Origin of the sequence: Scandinavium sp. M-37, assembly GCF_043558715.1 — a bacterium.
Taxonomy (GTDB): domain Bacteria; phylum Pseudomonadota; class Gammaproteobacteria; order Enterobacterales; family Enterobacteriaceae; genus Scandinavium; species Scandinavium vulneris_A.
Genome location: NZ_JBIGIN010000024.1, coordinates 1 through 17,624, shown reverse-complemented (window position 1 = coordinate 17,624; position 17,624 = coordinate 1). Strand labels below are relative to the sequence as shown.

Sequence of the window (17,624 nt, the reverse complement as noted above, 5' to 3'; positions counted from 1 at the left end):
GGAAAAAACAATGAGTAATGCTGGCGCGTCGGTAACGACCTGCTATGGACCGGTTAGCTCTCAGGTGATGGAGAAGGCAGCGAAAATCCGCCTGCTCATTCTTGACGTCGACGGCGTGTTGTCCGACGGGCTGATTTACATGGGCAATAACGGCGAAGAGCTGAAAGCCTTCAACGTGCGCGATGGCTACGGTATTCGCTGTGCGCTGACCTCAGGCATAGAAGTTGCAATCATCACCGGGCGAAAAGCTAAACTGGTAGAAGACCGCTGCAAAACATTGGGCATTACCCATCTGTGGCAGGGACAGTCCGACAAGCTTATCGCCTGGCGCGAACTACAGACAAAATTGGGCGTGAAGCCAGAAGAGGTCGCTTATGTTGGTGACGACCTCATCGACTGGCCAGTCATGGCAGAAGTCGGACTGAGCGTCGCCGTAGCAGATGCCCATCCTCTGCTGCCCCCACGCGCGGATTATGTCACCCGGATTAACGGTGGGCGCGGTGCGGTTCGTGAAGTGTGCGATTTATTGCTGCTGGCTCAGGGCAAGCTGGATGAAGCCAAAGGGCAATCGATATGAGTAAAACCAGACGTTGGGTTATCATTCTGCTTTCGCTACTGGCGCTGGTGCTTATCGGCTTCAATTTAGTAGATAAAGACGCGCCTGCGCCGGTGGTGGCGAACAATAACGAACCCACTTACAAAAGCGAACATACTGATAGCGTGGTCTACAGCCCTGAAGGGGCGCTGAGCTATCATTTGATTGCTGAACACGTCGAGTATTTTTCTGACCAGGCGATTACCTGGTTTACCCGACCTGTCCTGACCACTTTCGACGTCAATAAAGTCCCGACGTGGTCTATCAAGGCCGATAAGGCCAAACTGACGAATGACCGTATGCTGTATCTTTACGGACACGTTGAGATCAACGCCCTGACGGAAGACTCTCAGCTTCGCAAAGTCACGACGGATAACGCCATTGTCAATTTGGTGACTCAGGACGTAAGTTCAGACGATCTGGTGACGTTGTACGGTACAACATTTAATTCCAGCGGCCTCAAAATGCGCGGCAACTTACGCAGCAAAAACGCTCAGCTGATTGAAAAGGTGAGAACCTCTTATGAAATTCAAAACAAATAAATTCAGCTTTAAGCTTGCCCTTGCCAGCGCATTGCTGGCCGCCAGCCTCCCGGCGCTGGCGTTGACGGGCGATACCGATCAGCCGATTCACATTGAATCCGATCAGCAATCCCTCGACATGCAGGGGAACGTCGCGACGTTCACCGGCAACGTTATCGTCACCCAGGGCACCATCAAAATTAATGCTGACAAAGTGGTGGTCACCCGCCCGGCTGGCGTTAAAGGTAAAGAGACGATGGACGGCTACGGTAATCCAGCCACCTTCTACCAAATGCAGGACAACGGTAAACCGGTAAACGGCCATGCATCGAAGATGCACTATGAAGTCGCCAACGACCTGGTGGTTCTGACCGGTAATGCCTATCTGGAACAGGTCGATAGCAACATCAAGGGTGACAAAATCACCTATCTGGTGAAAGAGCAGAAAATGCAGGCGTTTAGCGAAAAAGGTAAGCGCGTGACCACGGTTCTGGTGCCATCGCAGCTGCAGGATAAGAGCGGCAAAACCACCACACCGGCTCAGCCTAAAAAGAGTAACTAAGACGTTATGGCAACTTTAACTGCAAAGAATCTTGCGAAAGCCTACAAGGGCCGTCGGGTCGTAGAAGACGTTAGCCTGACGGTCAATTCCGGCGAAATCGTCGGTCTGCTGGGCCCGAACGGGGCCGGTAAAACCACCACCTTCTATATGGTCGTCGGCATTGTGTCGCGTGATGCGGGTAACATCATCATTGATGATGACGATATCAGCCTGCTGCCGCTGCATGCTCGCGCCCGTCGCGGAATAGGCTACCTGCCGCAGGAAGCCTCTATTTTCCGCCGCCTGAGCGTGTTTGATAACCTGATGGCCGTGCTGCAAATCCGGGACGATCTCAGCAACGAGCAGCGTGTCGACCGCGCCAACGAGCTGATGGAAGAGTTCCACATTGAGCACCTGCGCGACAGCCTCGGCCAGGCACTTTCCGGCGGTGAACGTCGCCGTGTGGAAATCGCCCGTGCGCTTGCAGCAAATCCTAAATTTATCCTGCTGGATGAACCCTTTGCCGGCGTTGACCCCATTTCGGTTATCGACATCAAACGTATTATCGAGCATCTGCGCGACAGCGGCCTCGGCGTGCTGATTACCGACCATAACGTGCGTGAAACGTTAGCGGTCTGTGAGCGTGCTTATATCGTCAGCCAGGGGCATTTGATTGCACACGGTACGCCAGAACAAATCCTTCAGGACGAGCATGTTAAGCGTGTGTATCTTGGGGAAGACTTCAGACTCTGATAGGGTAGAGATAATTACCATTTCTGGCCGGAGAAATTTGCCCTGATTATGAAGCAAGGTTTGCAATTAAGGCTCAGTCAACAGCTCGCCATGACGCCGCAACTGCAACAGGCCATTCGCCTGTTGCAGCTTTCAACGCTCGAGCTGCAACAGGAACTTCAGCAAGCGCTGGAGAGTAATCCCCTGCTTGAGCAAACCGATCTTCACGAGGAAGTGGATTCACAAGAAGAAACCGACAACGAAGCCAACGATACGTTTGATACCGTCGATGCCCTCGAGCAGAAAGAGATGCCCGATGAGCTGCCCCTCGACGCCAGCTGGGATGAAATTTACACCGCTGGTACACCGTCGGGGACAGGCACTGACTATCAGGACGACGAGCTGCCAATCTATCAGGGTGAAACCACCCAGTCGCTTCAGGACTATCTGATGTGGCAGGTTGGCCTGACGCCGTTCTCCGACACCGATCGCGCCATTGCCACCTCTATCGTTAACGCCGTCGATGACACCGGCTATCTCACCGCCTCAGTGGAAGAGATCCTCGAAAGCATTGGCGACGACGAGCTCGATCTCGATGAGGTTGAAGCGGTTCTGAAACGCATACAGCGCTTTGATCCTGTTGGCGTTGCGGCAAAAGATCTGCGCGACTGCCTGCTGATCCAGCTTTCTCAGTTTGGCAAAGAGACACCGTGGCTGGCGGAAGCCAAAACGATTATCAGCGATCATCTCTCTCTGCTGGCCAATCACGATTTCCGCAGCCTGATGCGCGTCACGCGTCTGAAAGAAGACGTGTTGAAAGAAGCGGTGACGCTGATTCAATCACTGGACCCGCGTCCGGGTCAGTCTATCCAGACCGGCGAACCGGAATACGTCATTCCTGACGTGCTGGTACGCAAGGTAAGCGGCCGCTGGATGGTCGAACTCAATTCCGACAGCATTCCGCGTTTGCAAATCAACCAGCACTACGCCGGGATGTGTAATAACGCCCGTAACGATGCCGATAGCCAGTTTATTCGCAGTAATCTTCAGGAAGCGAAATGGCTGATCAAAAGCCTGGAAAGCCGCAATGACACGCTGCTCCGGGTGAGTCGTTGTATCGTCGAACAGCAGCAGGCGTTTTTCGAAAAGGGTGAAGAATTCATGAAGCCGATGGTGCTGGCGGATATCGCTCAGGCCGTCGAGATGCATGAATCGACTATCTCGCGCGTGACAACGCAAAAGTATCTTCACAGCCCAAGAGGCATTTTTGAGCTTAAGTATTTCTTCTCCAGCCACGTGAACACTGAAGGCGGTGGCGAAGCCTCGTCGACAGCGATTCGTGCCCTGGTGAAGAAGTTAATTGCCGCGGAAAATCCCGCGAAACCACTGAGTGACAGTAAGCTAACCACCATGCTGTCCGAACAGGGTATCATGGTGGCACGCCGCACCGTTGCAAAGTACCGAGAGTCTTTATCCATTCCGCCGTCCAACCAGCGTAAACAGCTGGTCTGACACAACCGATAAGGAAGACACTATGCAGCTCAATATCACAGGACACAACGTCGAAATCACTGACGCTCTGCGTGAATTTGTGAATACCAAATTTGCCAAGCTTGAGCAGTTTTTCGAACGGATTAATCAGGTCTATATTGTGTTAAAAGTGGAAAAGGTGACTCATATCTCGGATGCCACCCTGCATGTTAACGGGGGCGAAATTCATGCCAGTGCGGAAGGGCAGGATATGTATGCCGCAATAGACGGTCTTATCGACAAGCTTGCAAGACAGCTGACCAAACATAAAGATAAACTGAAACAACACTAATTGTCCGGCCGTGCGCCTGATCCGGCTCTTCGGGTCAGGCGGCACGCAGGTGAAATTATGATGAACAACGATTCCGCTCTGCAACTGAGCAATGTCCTTAACCAGGAATGTACCCGCAGTGCTGTTCACTGCCAGAGTAAAAAACGTGCGCTGGAAATTATCAGCGAACTGGCAGCTAAACAGCTGAGCATCCCGCCACAGGTGGTATTTGAGGCGATCCTGACCCGTGAAAAGATGGGCAGTACCGGCATCGGTAACGGCATTGCCATTCCACACGGCAAGCTGGAAGAGGACACCACGCGCGCCGTTGGCGTGTTCGTGCAGCTCGAAACCCCGATTGCCTTTGATGCGATAGACAATCAGCCGGTTGACCTGCTGTTTGCCCTACTGGTGCCTGCCGACCAGACCAAAACGCATTTGCATACGCTGTCGCTGGTCGCCAAACGCCTGGCGGATAAAACCATCTGCCGCCGTCTGCGCGGTGCGCAGAGCGATGAGGAGCTGTATGAAATTATCACCGGCGACGATAGCGGTGATGACGATGCCTAACGGTAAGTCGGTTGTCGTAAGGAGAAACGACTGATGGTACTGATGATCGTCAGCGGGCGCTCGGGTTCAGGGAAGTCTGTGGCTCTGCGTGCGCTGGAAGATATGGGCTTTTACTGCGTCGATAACCTGCCGGTGGTGTTGCTGCCGGAACTGGCGAAAAGCCTGGCTGACCGGCAGATCTCTGCTGCGGTCAGCATTGATGTGCGTAACATGCCGGAATCGCCGGAGATTTTTGAGCAGGCGATGGAAAATCTGCCTGACTGCTTCTCCCCGCAACTGTTGTTCCTCGATGCCGATCGCAACACGTTGATCCGTCGTTACAGCGATACGCGTCGTCTACACCCTCTTTCCAGCAAGAATCTGTCGCTGGAAAGCGCTATCGATCAGGAAAGCGATCTGCTTGAGCCGCTGCGTTCGCGTGCGGACTTGATTGTTGATACCTCTGAAATGTCGGTGCATGAACTGGCTGAAATGCTGCGTACGCGCCTGCTCGGCAAGCGTGAACGTGAGCTGACGATGGTGTTCGAATCCTTCGGCTTTAAGCATGGGATACCGATTGATGCCGATTACGTGTTTGACGTCCGTTTCCTGCCGAACCCGCACTGGGACCCGAAGCTGCGTCCGATGACTGGCCTCGATAAACCGGTTGCTGCATTCCTCGACCGTCATACAGAAGTTCACAATTTTATCTACCAGACGCGTAGCTATCTTGAGCTATGGTTACCTATGCTGGAAACCAACAACCGCAGCTATCTGACGGTCGCGATTGGTTGTACCGGCGGTAAACATCGTTCGGTGTATATTGCCGAACAGCTGGCTGACTATTTCCGCTCCCGCGGGAAAAACGTTCAGTCTCGTCACCGGACGCTGGAAAAACGTAAAACATGAGCGTAAAGCACACCGTTGAAATCACCAATAAGCTGGGGATGCACGCCCGCCCAGCGATGAAGCTGTTTGAACTGGTTCAAAATTACGATGCTGAAGTGTGGCTGCGCAATGACGAAGGCACCGAAGCGGAGGCCAGCAGCGTGATTGCGCTACTGATGCTGGATTCCGCCAAAGGCCGACAGATTGAAATCGAAGCCAGCGGCCCACAGGAAGAAGAAGCCCTGGCGGCAGTGATCGCGCTGTTTAACGCCGGGTTTGATGAAGATTAGTCTTTAAGCGGGTAGCGCTACGCGCACCCGCCTGATCCCTTTAATACAAGTGATTCCCCGTCATAAACCCTTCCCCGCCTAACTGACGCATTTGGCGTAAGATCCACGCCTGACGACTGCGGACATATCCGGACGGCGCATCGGCGCGATACCGAATCGGGTTCGGCAACACCGCGGCCAAAAGCGCGGCTTCGGACATTGTCAGCTTGCTGGCCGGTTTGTGGAAATAGTGCTGTGCCGCCGCTTCCACGCCAAAAATACCGTCGCCAAACTCAGCGATGTTCAGGTACACGGTCAGAATGCGTTTCTTACTCCAGACGGTTTCAATTCCCACCGTCAACCCCGCTTCCAGCCCTTTACGCAGCCAGCTACGACCGTCCCACAGAAACAGGTTTTTCGCCGTTTGCTGCGACAGCGTAGACGCCCCACGGATCCGGCTTTCGTTGCGTTCGTTATGGGCCAGCGCTTTTTCTATCGCCGATACGTCAAAGCCCCAGTGTTCAGGGAATTTCTGATCCTCTGCGGCAATCACCGCCAGCCCCATCCATGGCGTCATTTCGTCCATGCTCACCCAGTCAGAATGCGCCAGATAATGGAAATCGCCGCTGAAGATGGCGCTAAGCTGACGCTCCACCATCACCGCAGAGAAAGGCACCGGCAGCACGCTGAATAGCGCAATGCCGCCGCCCCAAAACACGGCAAGCACCAGCCCAATCCGCAGCAAAATCCATTTTAGCCAGGCGACTGGCGAACGACGCTGACTCATGCGCAAAGCACCAGCACGCGTGCCACCAGTTTCTCAATGCCGGTCGCCGCTTCAGCAATATTTTGCGCCAGCATATACGCAGGCGTGGTCACCACTTTGTTTTCTTCATCGACCACGATGTCATCCACCGGGCAGGGCACATGCTCGGCCCCCATCTCTTCCAACACTTCGGCGGTATCGATGTCAGTCCCGATGGTGATTCGCAGCGGGAAGTCGAAAATCTTCGGCAGCATAGCGGGCGCGATGCACATAAACCCCAGCGGTTTACCCGCCTGATGCATTGCCTGCGTCAGCGCGGTTAAATCAGCATCGACCGTGCAGGTGCTGCCCTGCGAGGCAAAATTGCTCAGGTTTTTCGCCGCGCCGAAACCGCCAGGCACAATCAACGCATCAAGGTCGGCCGCCCGCGCGCTGGACAGCGGCTGAATCTCACCCCGCGTAATACGCGCCGCTTCCATCAGCACGTTACGCTCGCCGCCCTGCGGCTCTCCGGCCAGATGATTAATCACATCAGACTGGCTTTTATCCGGCGCAAAACAGACCGCCTGCGCACCGCTACGCGCAATCGCCAGCAGGGTAATCACCGCCTCATGAATTTCGCTGCCGTCATAGACGCCACAGCCGCTGAGCACTACGCCAATTTTTTTCATACCGCGTTTCCTTTGTTGCAACTGCCTGAAGCCCATCAATTATTTTGATTTAATCGCGGTGCTTCACACATTTCACTGATTCATGTAACAAATTATTTAAGTTTTGCTATCTTAATGAGCGTGCGGCCCGAATTCTCAGGCAGCGTCTGTTCAACACAGTTAAAACAATTAAGGCGCAGCCACGTTTTCCCTGGTGTTGGCGCAGTATTCGCGCACCCCGGCTTGACCGGGGTCATTTTTTATCGGCTCACCACCCACGCTTTCAGGGTCGCTACGTCCTGTTGCCATTCGGCTTTCATCTCTTCGATCCATTCACCTACGTTATCCCACCACGCTGGAAGATCGGGAGACTGGATCTGTTGCCCCAGTTGCTGGATGTGCCGTAAACCAATCGAGCCTGCGGCTCCTTTGATTTTATGCCCTTCTTCAACAATGCCTTTTTGGTCGCGTGCGGTCAGGTTCGATTCCAGCACCGCCAGATAGCCCGGCATCATTTTTTCAAACACCGCCAGCCCGTCGGTAATCAGCTTCGGGCCTACCAGTTCGATATACTGCTGAAGCATGTCGGTATCCAGCACGGCGCTGGATTTACTGCTGTCGGTCGTCGTCACGCTGCTCTCCTCGTCATCATCAGGGGTGTCCCAGAATTTTTGGATCATGGCGGTCAATGCCGGAACGGCGAGCGGCTTGCTCAGCACATCGTCCATTCCCGCATCCAGATACTCTTTTTTGTCTTTCAGCACGTTGGCGGTCAGCGCCACCAGCGGCGGTAACTCGTCAGCGTGATAGCGCTGTTTTAGCTCGCGGGAAATATCCAGCCCGGTCATGTCCGGCAGCTGAATATCCAGTAGCACCAGGTCGTATTCAGAAGGTGAGAACATTTCCAGCGCGGCTTTACCGGTCATTGCGACGTCGACGCTGTTACCGAGTTTCTCCAGCACCGAGCGGGCGACAATCACGTTCAGCTCGATGTCTTCCACCAGCAGCACGTGCAGGGCGGGTAGCGGCATATCGTCATCGGCCAGCGTGTCTTCCACTTCTTCAGCTACCGCAGGCGCATGAACCGTCAGCGTAAAGGTTGATCCGCTTCCCGGCTGGCTTGAGACGGTAATGTCGCCACCCATGCTCTTCGCCAGACGGCGCGACACCGCCAGACCAATGCCGGTCCCGGTAGCCGGTTTTCCACCCTGGCTGTCCTTCACCTGATAGTACATGGCAAAAATCTTGTCCTGCTCTTCCTGCGGGATGCCGATTCCGGAATCCTGTACCTCGAAGTGCAGCATGTCACCTGCGTCGAAACGCACACGGACCGTGACGTTACCTTGCTGGGTAAACTTGACGGCGTTGCTGATCAGGTTCCACAGGATCTGCCGTAAACGGGTGCCGTCAGTGATCACTTTATGCGGCAGCGGCAGCGTCGGCTCCATGACGAAGCGCAGCCCTTTCTGCTGCGCCTGCAGGCCCGAAAGGTTCTCCAGATCGGCAAGGAAACCGGTGAAATCGACAGGCTGGTTATCCAGCTGAACCTTACGGCGTTCCATCTTATCCATGTCGATAATATCGTTGAAGATATTCCCCAGCGTCACCGCGGAGACATGGATGGTTTTCAGGTATTTTTCCTGCTCTCCGGTCAGTTCGGTATCCAGCAAAATGCGACTCAGGCCAACGATGCCGTTCAGCGGGGTGCGCAGCTCGTGGCTAATGGTAGAAATAAAGGTGGTCTTGTCGCGGCTGGCGCGCTCAAGGGCATCCTGATAGCGCTTACGCTCGGTGATATCACGGCCAAAGCCCATCAGGCCGTGGCGTTTACCCACGCGGTCGTAGTACGGCACCTTACGTATTTCGAAGCAGGCTTTACGGCCATCCGGGTAATCAAGCCACTGTTCGTAGGTCAGAGAGACGTTATGACGGAACACCTTCTCGTCGGTTTCGAGAACTTTTGCCGCCGCTTCCGGGGAATAAACATCCAGCGGCTTGAGGTGAATCAGCTGCTTTTCGCTCTTCCCGGTCAGCAACTCCATCGCCCGATTACAGCCGGAGAACTCTTTATCTTCGTTGCGGTAAAAAACCAGGTCCGGCGAGGCATCGAGGAATGAGCGCAGGAAAGAAGATTGTTGCTCGAGCTGAATTTGCGTCTGCTCGCGCTCCTTCATCTCGATTTTCAGCTGTTCCAGGGTGCTCTGGCGCTCGGCTTCCGCTTTTTCACGATCGCTGATTTCCTGGTTGAGCTGCGCGATGTTGTCTTTCAACTGCACGTTTAGCTTTAAATCGCGGTCACGCATCTCCTCCAGCTTTTCGACCAGACGTGAAAGGCGCTGACGCGACTCTTCCAGTTGCTCAACGACCACCGAGAGAAAATAGACCGCCCATGGGGTGATCAACAGGCCAAAGAAGATCGAGCGAATAACATCAATACTTTCGACCTGGCCGTGCAGCACCATCGTCACCGCCATCTGGACCACAATGGCCAGTACCACCAGCGCCAACGCCAACAGCATTGAGAACCGCACCAGGCCGAGCTTCATCATCAGGTCGACATAGTACTGCGCAAGCATTCGGATTTGCTTCATAGGGATTTCCTTCACCACAATATCGCTCAATAATACCCAATTCTGAGCAACGCGTTGAAGGTTGTGCAAAAAATGCGGCAATCGTTGGGATTAGCGCTCTGAAGGACGCCAATTTTGGCCAATCGCGGAGCCTTGTACGCCATGCTCGTTAAGATAACGGTCCAGTTCCACCATCCCGGTCCAGCGGTTTTCACACCACAGTGGGGCTAACAGCGTCGGGCGGCGCGCGCTGGCGGAAATCCGGTGATAAACCACTTCCGGGGGGGTGTGGCGAATCATCTCCCCGGCGGTGACGGTATACTCATTCAGTTCAATGCCGTTCAGTCTGCCTGCTTCCCAGGCTTTCGCCATAATGCTGCCGGTGACGATATGCAGTGGATGCAGCTTGATGCCGTCCACCCCGGTCTCGACCACTTTATCCAGCGTTTGCAGACACTCTGCCTGCCCTTCCCCAGGCAACCCGACGATCAGATGAGTGCAGACTTTAAGCCCGCGCTCACGCGCCAGACGAGTGGTGGCCTGATAACAGGCAAAATCGTGGCCGCGATTAATGCGATGCAGGGTTTTATCCTGTGCGCTTTGCAGGCCCAGCTCCAGCCACACCTCATAGCCCTGCGCGTGATATTCACTGAGCAAATCCAACACCGCTTCCGGCACGCAATCCGGGCGGGTGCCCACGCAAAGGCCGACGATATTCGCCTGACTCACGGCCTGTCGATACATCGAACGCAGCACCTGCACTTCAGCAAAGGTGCTGGTATAGGCCTGAAAATATGCCAGATACCGTTTAGCCCGGTTAACCAGGTGCTTTTGATGTGCCAGCTGTTCGGCAATGGAACGGTGCTGCTGCGCCTCGTCGGCAAACGACGCCACGTTACAAAAGGTGCAGCCTCCGCGCCCTATCGTCCCGTCGCGGTTAGGGCAGCTAAAGCCGCCGTGCAGCGTCAGTTTATGAACCTTTTCGCCATAACGACGGCTAAGATCCCCACCAAACATATTGACTAATTTCTGTAACTGCATAATCTGAGAGACCGCGCCTTACGAAGAGGTGCAAAGCCTGCCATTTTTAGCCTCCGTCGGCGATGACCTGGATCAAACGCCTCAGCGGCCTCACACCTATTGCATAACCAATCAAGATAACTGCAATTTCATTCACCCTAATGGTGATTACTTTTCCTTATGTTGACCCCTGATTTTTCACTATTGCCGTAGCAGATGAAAAACAGTGTCATCATGGGGATTAGCGCTGTACGGCAGAATATAATTCTGCGATAAAAAAGCCATTCAGCACAGATCCGCCATTATAACGCTTTCATATAGTGAGAGAGATCACATTCAGTAGCCGTATCGGTGGGTCGAAATGCAGGATAAAAACAGGCACAAACTGTTATATATCAGTAAATTAACTCACCTATAGCACATTTTTGTATAAATAAGATTGCCATTTGACCTGTGTAAGGATTCCCGATAACTTGAGGATCCGCTGGAAGCTTTCTCGATGAGCCTTCTGCTCATCATATTTATGCAGTAATTGAGATTCCCTCTGAAGCAAGTCCGCAATACTTGTTTACCGATGCGAAAGGATTTTGAGAGGGCGAATGCGAGGCCTGTGCCCCGCCGCCTTGCTCTTTCTGCGCCTGCGCGCAACGGTCAGATAGGGGTCTCCGTAGAGCCTGGGGAGGTTCACTGATATGTTGTACGATAAATCTCTTGAGAGAGATAACTGTGGTTTCGGCCTGATCGCCCACATAGAAGGCGAACCTAGCCACAAGGTAGTGCGTACTGCTATTCACGCACTGGCCCGCATGCAGCACCGTGGTGCGATCCTTGCTGACGGTAAAACTGGCGACGGCTGCGGCCTGTTGCTGCAAAAACCGGATCGTTTCTTCCGCCTGGTGGCCGAAGAGCGCGGCTGGCGTTTAGCCAAAAACTACGCCGTCGGAATGCTGTTCCTGAATAAAGACGCGGAGCTCGCTGCGGCTTCGCGTCGTGTCGTTGAAGAAGAACTTCAGCGTGAAACCCTGTCGATTGTCGGCTGGCGCGATGTGCCAACCAACGAAGGGGTCCTCGGTGAAATCGCCCTCTCCTCGCTGCCACGTATCGAACAAATTTTTGTTAACGCCCCGGCTGGCTGGCGTCCGCGTGATATGGAACGTCGCCTGTTTATCGCCCGTCGCCGTATCGAAAAGCGTTTGCAGGAAGACAAAGATTTCTACGTTTGTAGCCTGTCGAATCTAATCAATATCTATAAAGGTCTGTGTATGCCGGCGGATTTGCCGCGCTTCTACCTGGACCTCGCGGACCTGCGCCTGGAATCGGCCATTTGTCTGTTCCACCAGCGCTTTTCCACCAACACCGTGCCGCGTTGGCCGCTGGCCCAGCCGTTCCGCTATCTGGCGCACAACGGCGAGATCAACACCATCACCGGTAACCGCCAATGGGCACGGGCGCGTACCTATAAGTTCCAGACTCCGCTGATCCCCGACCTGCATGATGCCGCCCCGTTCGTGAACGAAACTGGCTCTGACTCAAGCTCGATGGATAACATGCTCGAACTGCTGCTGGCAGGCGGGATGGATATCGTGCGTGCTATGCGCTTGCTGGTGCCGCCAGCCTGGCAGAACAACCCGGATATGGACCCGGACCTGCGCGCATTCTTCGACTTTAACTCCATGCACATGGAGCCGTGGGACGGTCCGGCAGGCATCGTGATGTCCGATGGACGCTACGCCGCCTGTAACCTCGACCGTAACGGTCTGCGCCCGGCGCGCTACGTTATCACCAAAGACAAGCTGATCACCTGCGCCTCTGAAGTCGGGATCTGGGATTACCAGCCGGACGAAGTGGTCGAAAAAGGCCGCGTCGGCCCTGGCGAGCTGATGGTTATCGACACCCGCGCGGGCCGTATTCTTCACTCAGCAGAAACCGACCACGACCTGAAAATCCGTCATCCGTACAAAGAGTGGATGGAGAAAAACGTTCGCCGCCTGGTGCCGTTTGAAGATTTACCGGACGAAGAAGTGGGCAGCCGCGAGCTGGACGACGATATGCTCGCCAGCTATCAGAAACAGTTTAACTACAGCGCAGAAGAGCTGGATTCCGTGATCCGCGTGCTGGGCGAAAACGGCCAGGAAGCCGTTGGCTCAATGGGTGACGATACCCCGTTTGCCGTGCTCTCCAGCCAGCCGCGCATCATTTATGACTATTTCCGCCAGCAGTTTGCGCAGGTGACCAACCCGCCAATCGATCCGCTGCGCGAAGCGCACGTGATGTCGCTCGCCACCAGCATCGGGCGTGAAATGAACGTCTTCTGTGAAGCAGAAGGCCAGGCGCACCGCCTGAGCTTCAAATCACCGATTCTGCTGTACTCCGATTTCAAACAGCTGACCACGCTAAAAGAAGATCACTACCGCGCGGACACACTCGACATCACCTTCGACGTGACCGAAACGACGCTTGAAGAGACCGTTAACGCGCTGTGCGATAAAGCAGAGCAAATGGTGCGTAACGGCACGGTGCTGCTGGTGCTGTCTGACCGTAACATCGCCAAAAATCGTCTGCCCGTTCCGGCCCCGATGGCGGTGGGTGCTATCCAGACGCGTCTGGTCGATAAGAGCCTGCGCTGCGATGCCAACATCATCGTTGAGACCGCCAGCGCCCGCGACCCGCATCACTTTGCGGTGCTGCTCGGCTTCGGCGCGACGGCCATTTACCCGTACCTCGCCTATGAAACCCTGGCAAAACTGGTCGACAGCAAGGCTATCGAAAAAGATTATCGCCACGTGATGCTGAACTACCGAAACGGCATCAACAAAGGCTTGTACAAAATCATGTCCAAAATGGGCATCTCAACCATTGCCTCTTACCGCTGCTCGAAGCTGTTTGAAGCCGTCGGCCTGCACGATGACGTGTCCGGCCTGTGCTTCCAGGGCGTGGTCAGCCGTATCGGCGGGGCCGGGTTTGATGATTTCCAGCAGGATCTGCTCAACCTCTCCAAACGAGCCTGGCTGGCGCGTAAGCCTCTCGATCAGGGTGGTCTGCTGAAATACGTTCACGGCGGCGAATACCACGCCTACAACCCGGACGTGGTTCGCACCCTACAACAGGCGGTACAGAGCGGCGAATACAGCGATTATCAGCAGTATGCGAAGTTGGTCAACGAACGCCCGGCAGCCACCCTGCGTGACCTGCTGGCGGTAAATCCTGGCACTGACGCCATCAGCATCAACGAGGTTGAACCGGCCACCGAACTGTTCAAACGCTTTGATACCGCCGCGATGTCTATCGGCGCGCTAAGTCCGGAAGCCCACGAGGCGCTGGCCGAAGCGATGAACAGCATCGGCGGGAACTCGAACTCCGGCGAAGGCGGGGAAGATCCTGCGCGCTACGGCACCAATAAAGTGTCACGCATCAAGCAGGTTGCTTCCGGTCGTTTTGGCGTCACGCCTGCGTATCTGGTTAACGCCGATGTGATTCAGATTAAAGTAGCTCAGGGCGCGAAGCCGGGTGAAGGCGGTCAGTTACCAGGTGATAAAGTCACGCCGTACATCGCCAAACTGCGTTATTCCGTACCGGGTGTGACCCTGATTTCGCCGCCGCCGCACCACGATATTTACTCTATCGAGGATTTGGCGCAGCTGATTTTCGACCTGAAACAGGTCAACCCGAAAGCGATGATCTCCGTGAAGCTGGTTTCCGAACCGGGTGTGGGCACCATCGCAACCGGCGTCGCAAAAGCCTATGCAGACCTGATTACGATTGCCGGTTATGACGGCGGCACTGGCGCAAGCCCACTCTCCTCGGTGAAGTATGCGGGTTGTCCTTGGGAACTTGGCCTGGTGGAAACCCAGCAGGCGCTGGTTGCCAACGGTCTGCGTCACAAAATTCGTCTGCAGGTTGATGGCGGTCTGAAAACCGGACTCGACATCATCAAGGCCGCAATTCTGGGTGCGGAAAGCTTTGGCTTCGGCACCGGTCCGATGGTGGCACTGGGCTGTAAATACCTGCGTATTTGCCACCTGAACAACTGCGCAACGGGCGTGGCGACGCAGGACGAAAAGCTGCGTAAGAATCACTACCACGGCCTGCCGTTCAAAGTAACCAACTACTTTGAGTTTATCGCCCGTGAAGTGCGCGAGCTGATGGCGGAGCTGGGCGTGAAACGTCTGGTCGACCTGATTGGCCGCACCGACCTGCTCAAAGAGCTGGACGGCTTCACCGCCAAGCAGCAGAAGTTGAACCTGTCGAAACTGCTGGAAACCGCTGAGCCGCATCCGGGCAAAGCGCTGTACTGCACCGAGACCAACCCGCCGTTTGATAACGGGGTGCTGAACGCACAGCTGTTACAGCAGGCGAAAGCCTATGTCGATGACAAGCAGAGCAAAACGTTCTGGTTTGATATTCGCAACACTGACCGTTCCGTGGGCGCGTCGCTGTCGGGCTACATCGCCCAGACGCACGGCGATCAGGGCCTGGCTTCAGACCCGATTAAAGCGCACTTCAGCGGCACCGCAGGTCAGAGCTTTGGTGTATGGAACGCGGGCGGCGTGGAGCTGCACCTGACCGGCGATGCCAACGACTACGTCGGCAAAGGCATGGCTGGCGGTTTGCTGGCCATCCGTCCTCCGGTCGGTTCTGCGTTCCGCAGTCACGAAGCCAGCATCATCGGCAACACCTGCCTGTACGGCGCGACCGGGGGTCGTCTGTACGCCGCAGGTCGCGCGGGTGAACGTTTCGGCGTGCGTAACTCCGGGGCAATCACCGTGGTGGAAGGCATTGGCGATAACGGCTGTGAATACATGACCGGCGGCATCGTTTGTGTGCTCGGTAAAACCGGGGTTAACTTTGGCGCAGGCATGACCGGCGGCTTCGCCTACGTGCTGGATGAAGACGGTGATTTCCGCAAACGCGTGAACCCAGAACTGGTGGAAGTACTGGAGGTCGATTCTTTGGCTATCCACGAAGAGCATCTGCGTGGCCTTATCACCGAACACGTTCAGTTGACCGGCTCCCAGCGCGGCGAAGAAATCCTCGCCAACTGGCCAGCGTTCTCGGCGAAATTTGCCCTGGTTAAACCGAAGTCCAGCGATGTCAAAGCACTGTTGGGTCACCGTAGTCGTAGCGCCGCTGAATTGCGCGTGCAGGCGCAGTAAGGAAAATCGATGAGTCAGAATGTTTACCAGTTTATCGACCTGCAGCGCGTTGATCCGCCGAAGAAACCGCTGAAGATCCGTAAAATTGAGTTTGTTGAGATCTACGAGACCTTCTCTGAAGGCCAGGCCAAAGCACAGGCAGATCGCTGCCTGTCCTGCGGCAACCCGTACTGTGAGTGGAAGTGTCCGGTACACAACTACATTCCGAACTGGCTGAAGCTTGCCAATGAAGGGCGGATTTTTGAAGCGGCTGAACTGTCGCACCAGACCAACACCCTGCCGGAAGTGTGCGGCCGCGTCTGCCCTCAGGACCGTCTGTGCGAAGGTTCCTGTACGCTGAACGACGAGTTTGGCGCGGTGACCATCGGCAATATCGAGCGCTATATCAACGATAAAGCCTTCGAAATGGGCTGGCGTCCGGACATGACCGGCGTGAAGCAAACCGGTAAGCGCGTGGCGATTATCGGCGCGGGCCCGGCGGGCCTCGCCTGTGCCGATGTGCTGACCCGTAACGGCGTGAAAGCGGTGGTCTTTGACCGTCATCCTGAAATCGGCGGCCTGCTGACCTTCGGGATCCCGGCATTCAAGCTTGAAAAAGAAGTCATGACCCGCCGTCGTGAAATCTTCACCGACATGGGCATTGAGTTCAAACTCAACGTCGAAGTGGGTCGCGATGTGCAAATTGATGACCTGCTGAGCGAGTACGATGCGGTATTCCTCGGCGTCGGCACCTATCAGTCGATGCGTGGTGGCCTGGAAAATGAGGATGCGAATGGCGTGTTTGACGCGCTACCGTTCCTGATTGCCAATACCAAACAGATGATGGGCTACGGCGAAACGACCGAAGAACCGTATGTGAATATGGAAGGTAAACGCGTGGTGGTTCTCGGCGGGGGTGATACCGCGATGGACTGCGTGCGGACCTCGATTCGTCAGGGCGCGACACACGTCACCTGTGCCTATCGTCGTGACGAAGAGAACATGCCGGGTTCACGCCGCGAAGTGAAAAATGCGCGTGAAGAAGGCGTGGAATTTCAGTTCAACGTGCAGCCACTGGGCGTGGAAGTGAATGCCAACGGTAAAGTCTGCGGCGTGAAAATGGCACGCACCGAAATGGGGGCGCCGGATGCCAAAGGCCGTCGTCGGGCAGAAATCGTGGCCGGTTCCGAGCATGTGGTGCCTGCCGATGCGGTGGTGATGGCGTTCGGTTTCCGTCCACACAGCATGGAATGGCTGGCTAAGCACAGCGTTGAGCTGGATTCTCAGGGCCGCGTTATCGCTCCGGAAGGCAGCGAAAACGCCTTCCAGACCAGTAACCCGAAAATCTTCGCCGGGGGCGACATCGTGCGTGGCTCCGATCTGGTGGTCACCGCGATTGCCGAAGGTCGTAAAGCGGCAGACGGCATTATGAACTACCTGGAAGTGTAATCCGCCGTGTGAATGGCAGATGAGAAAAAGCCCGGAGTGATCAATCATCCGGGCTTTTTTATGGTTCATCGCGCCTTACCGGGGAACGCTGCTTTTATCTTCATAAAAAAGTAGTCGTTATCCCGGTATCCGTATGCCATT

At 55.2% G+C, this 17,624-nt stretch carries 15 protein-coding genes; 11 read left to right on the top strand and 4 right to left on the bottom strand.

Annotated features, from left to right (window positions below):
- The first annotated feature begins 10 nt into the window (after nt 1–10).
- The 9 genes from kdsC to npr are packed head-to-tail and all read left to right on the top strand — an operon-like array spanning nt 11 to nt 5,917.
- The gene (gene kdsC, locus ACG0Z5_RS16655; RefSeq protein WP_394449418.1) at nt 11–577 is read left to right on the top strand and encodes a 3-deoxy-manno-octulosonate-8-phosphatase KdsC; all 567 of its coding nucleotides are present in this window, start codon (nt 11–13) and stop codon (nt 575–577) included.
- The gene (gene lptC, locus ACG0Z5_RS16650; RefSeq protein ID WP_319627411.1) at nt 574–1,137 is read left to right on the top strand and encodes an LPS export ABC transporter periplasmic protein LptC; all 564 of its coding nucleotides are present in this window, start codon (nt 574–576) and stop codon (nt 1,135–1,137) included. Before kdsC ends, lptC begins: the two co-directional genes overlap by 4 nt.
- A complete protein-coding gene (gene lptA / locus ACG0Z5_RS16645; RefSeq protein WP_319627412.1) occupies nt 1,118–1,678 on the top strand; it encodes a lipopolysaccharide ABC transporter substrate-binding protein LptA in 561 nt (186 codons plus the stop codon). The genes lptC and lptA overlap by 20 nt, the downstream gene beginning before the upstream one ends.
- Before the next feature lie 6 nt (nt 1,679–1,684).
- Nucleotides 1,685–2,410: an LPS export ABC transporter ATP-binding protein gene (lptB, locus tag ACG0Z5_RS16640; protein ID WP_319627413.1), complete on the top strand. Its 726-nt coding sequence runs from the start codon at nt 1,685–1,687 to the stop codon at nt 2,408–2,410.
- Between the two features lie 48 nt (nt 2,411–2,458).
- Nucleotides 2,459–3,901: an RNA polymerase factor sigma-54 gene (gene rpoN / locus ACG0Z5_RS16635; protein ID WP_394449413.1), complete on the top strand. Its 1,443-nt coding sequence runs from the start codon at nt 2,459–2,461 to the stop codon at nt 3,899–3,901.
- Between the two features lie 22 nt (nt 3,902–3,923).
- Nucleotides 3,924–4,211: a ribosome hibernation promoting factor gene (gene hpf, locus ACG0Z5_RS16630; protein WP_097164179.1), complete on the top strand. Its 288-nt coding sequence runs from the start codon at nt 3,924–3,926 to the stop codon at nt 4,209–4,211.
- A 57-nt stretch (nt 4,212–4,268) separates the two neighbouring features.
- Complete coding sequence (ptsN, locus tag ACG0Z5_RS16625; RefSeq protein WP_394449410.1) at nt 4,269–4,760, top strand: PTS IIA-like nitrogen regulatory protein PtsN; 492 nt, start codon at nt 4,269–4,271, stop codon at nt 4,758–4,760.
- A 33-nt stretch (nt 4,761–4,793) separates the two neighbouring features.
- Nucleotides 4,794–5,648 carry an RNase adapter RapZ gene (rapZ, locus tag ACG0Z5_RS16620; RefSeq protein WP_312625375.1) on the top strand — a complete coding sequence of 285 codons (855 nt, stop codon included), beginning with the start codon at nt 4,794–4,796 and terminating at the stop codon, nt 5,646–5,648.
- Entirely contained in the window at nt 5,645–5,917 is a 273-nt protein-coding gene (gene npr / locus ACG0Z5_RS16615; protein ID WP_319627417.1) for a PTS phosphocarrier protein NPr, read from the top strand. Before rapZ ends, npr begins: the two co-directional genes overlap by 4 nt.
- 40 nt (nt 5,918–5,957) lie before the next feature.
- Here npr and mtgA read toward each other — a convergent pair whose 3' ends face one another.
- From mtgA to ACG0Z5_RS16595, 4 genes are all read right to left on the bottom strand, one after another.
- Entirely contained in the window at nt 5,958–6,683 is a 726-nt protein-coding gene (gene mtgA, locus ACG0Z5_RS16610) for a monofunctional biosynthetic peptidoglycan transglycosylase (RefSeq protein ID WP_394449407.1), read from the bottom strand.
- A complete protein-coding gene (gene elbB, locus ACG0Z5_RS16605) occupies nt 6,680–7,333 on the bottom strand; it encodes an isoprenoid biosynthesis glyoxalase ElbB (protein ID WP_394449406.1) in 654 nt (217 codons plus the stop codon). The genes mtgA and elbB overlap by 4 nt, the downstream gene beginning before the upstream one ends.
- A gap of 239 nt (nt 7,334–7,572) precedes the next feature.
- Nucleotides 7,573–9,903, bottom strand: a complete 2,331-nt coding sequence (gene arcB, locus ACG0Z5_RS16600) for an aerobic respiration two-component sensor histidine kinase ArcB (RefSeq protein ID WP_394449404.1) — start codon at nt 9,901–9,903, stop codon at nt 7,573–7,575.
- Nucleotides 9,904–9,993: 90 nt separating this feature from the next.
- A complete protein-coding gene (locus ACG0Z5_RS16595) occupies nt 9,994–10,923 on the bottom strand; it encodes a TIGR01212 family radical SAM protein (protein WP_394449401.1) in 930 nt (309 codons plus the stop codon).
- Between the two features lie 671 nt (nt 10,924–11,594).
- On the opposite strand from ACG0Z5_RS16595, the gene gltB reads away from it, so the two are divergent.
- Both gltB and ACG0Z5_RS16585 read left to right on the top strand, forming a co-directional pair.
- Nucleotides 11,595–16,055 (top strand): glutamate synthase large subunit, encoded by a 4,461-nt coding sequence (gltB, locus tag ACG0Z5_RS16590; protein WP_394449399.1) that lies wholly within the window; start codon nt 11,595–11,597, stop codon nt 16,053–16,055.
- 9 nt (nt 16,056–16,064) lie between these two features.
- The gene (locus tag ACG0Z5_RS16585; protein WP_319627423.1) at nt 16,065–17,483 is read left to right on the top strand and encodes a glutamate synthase small subunit; all 1,419 of its coding nucleotides are present in this window, start codon (nt 16,065–16,067) and stop codon (nt 17,481–17,483) included.
- The last annotated feature ends 141 nt before the right edge of the window (nt 17,484–17,624 follow it).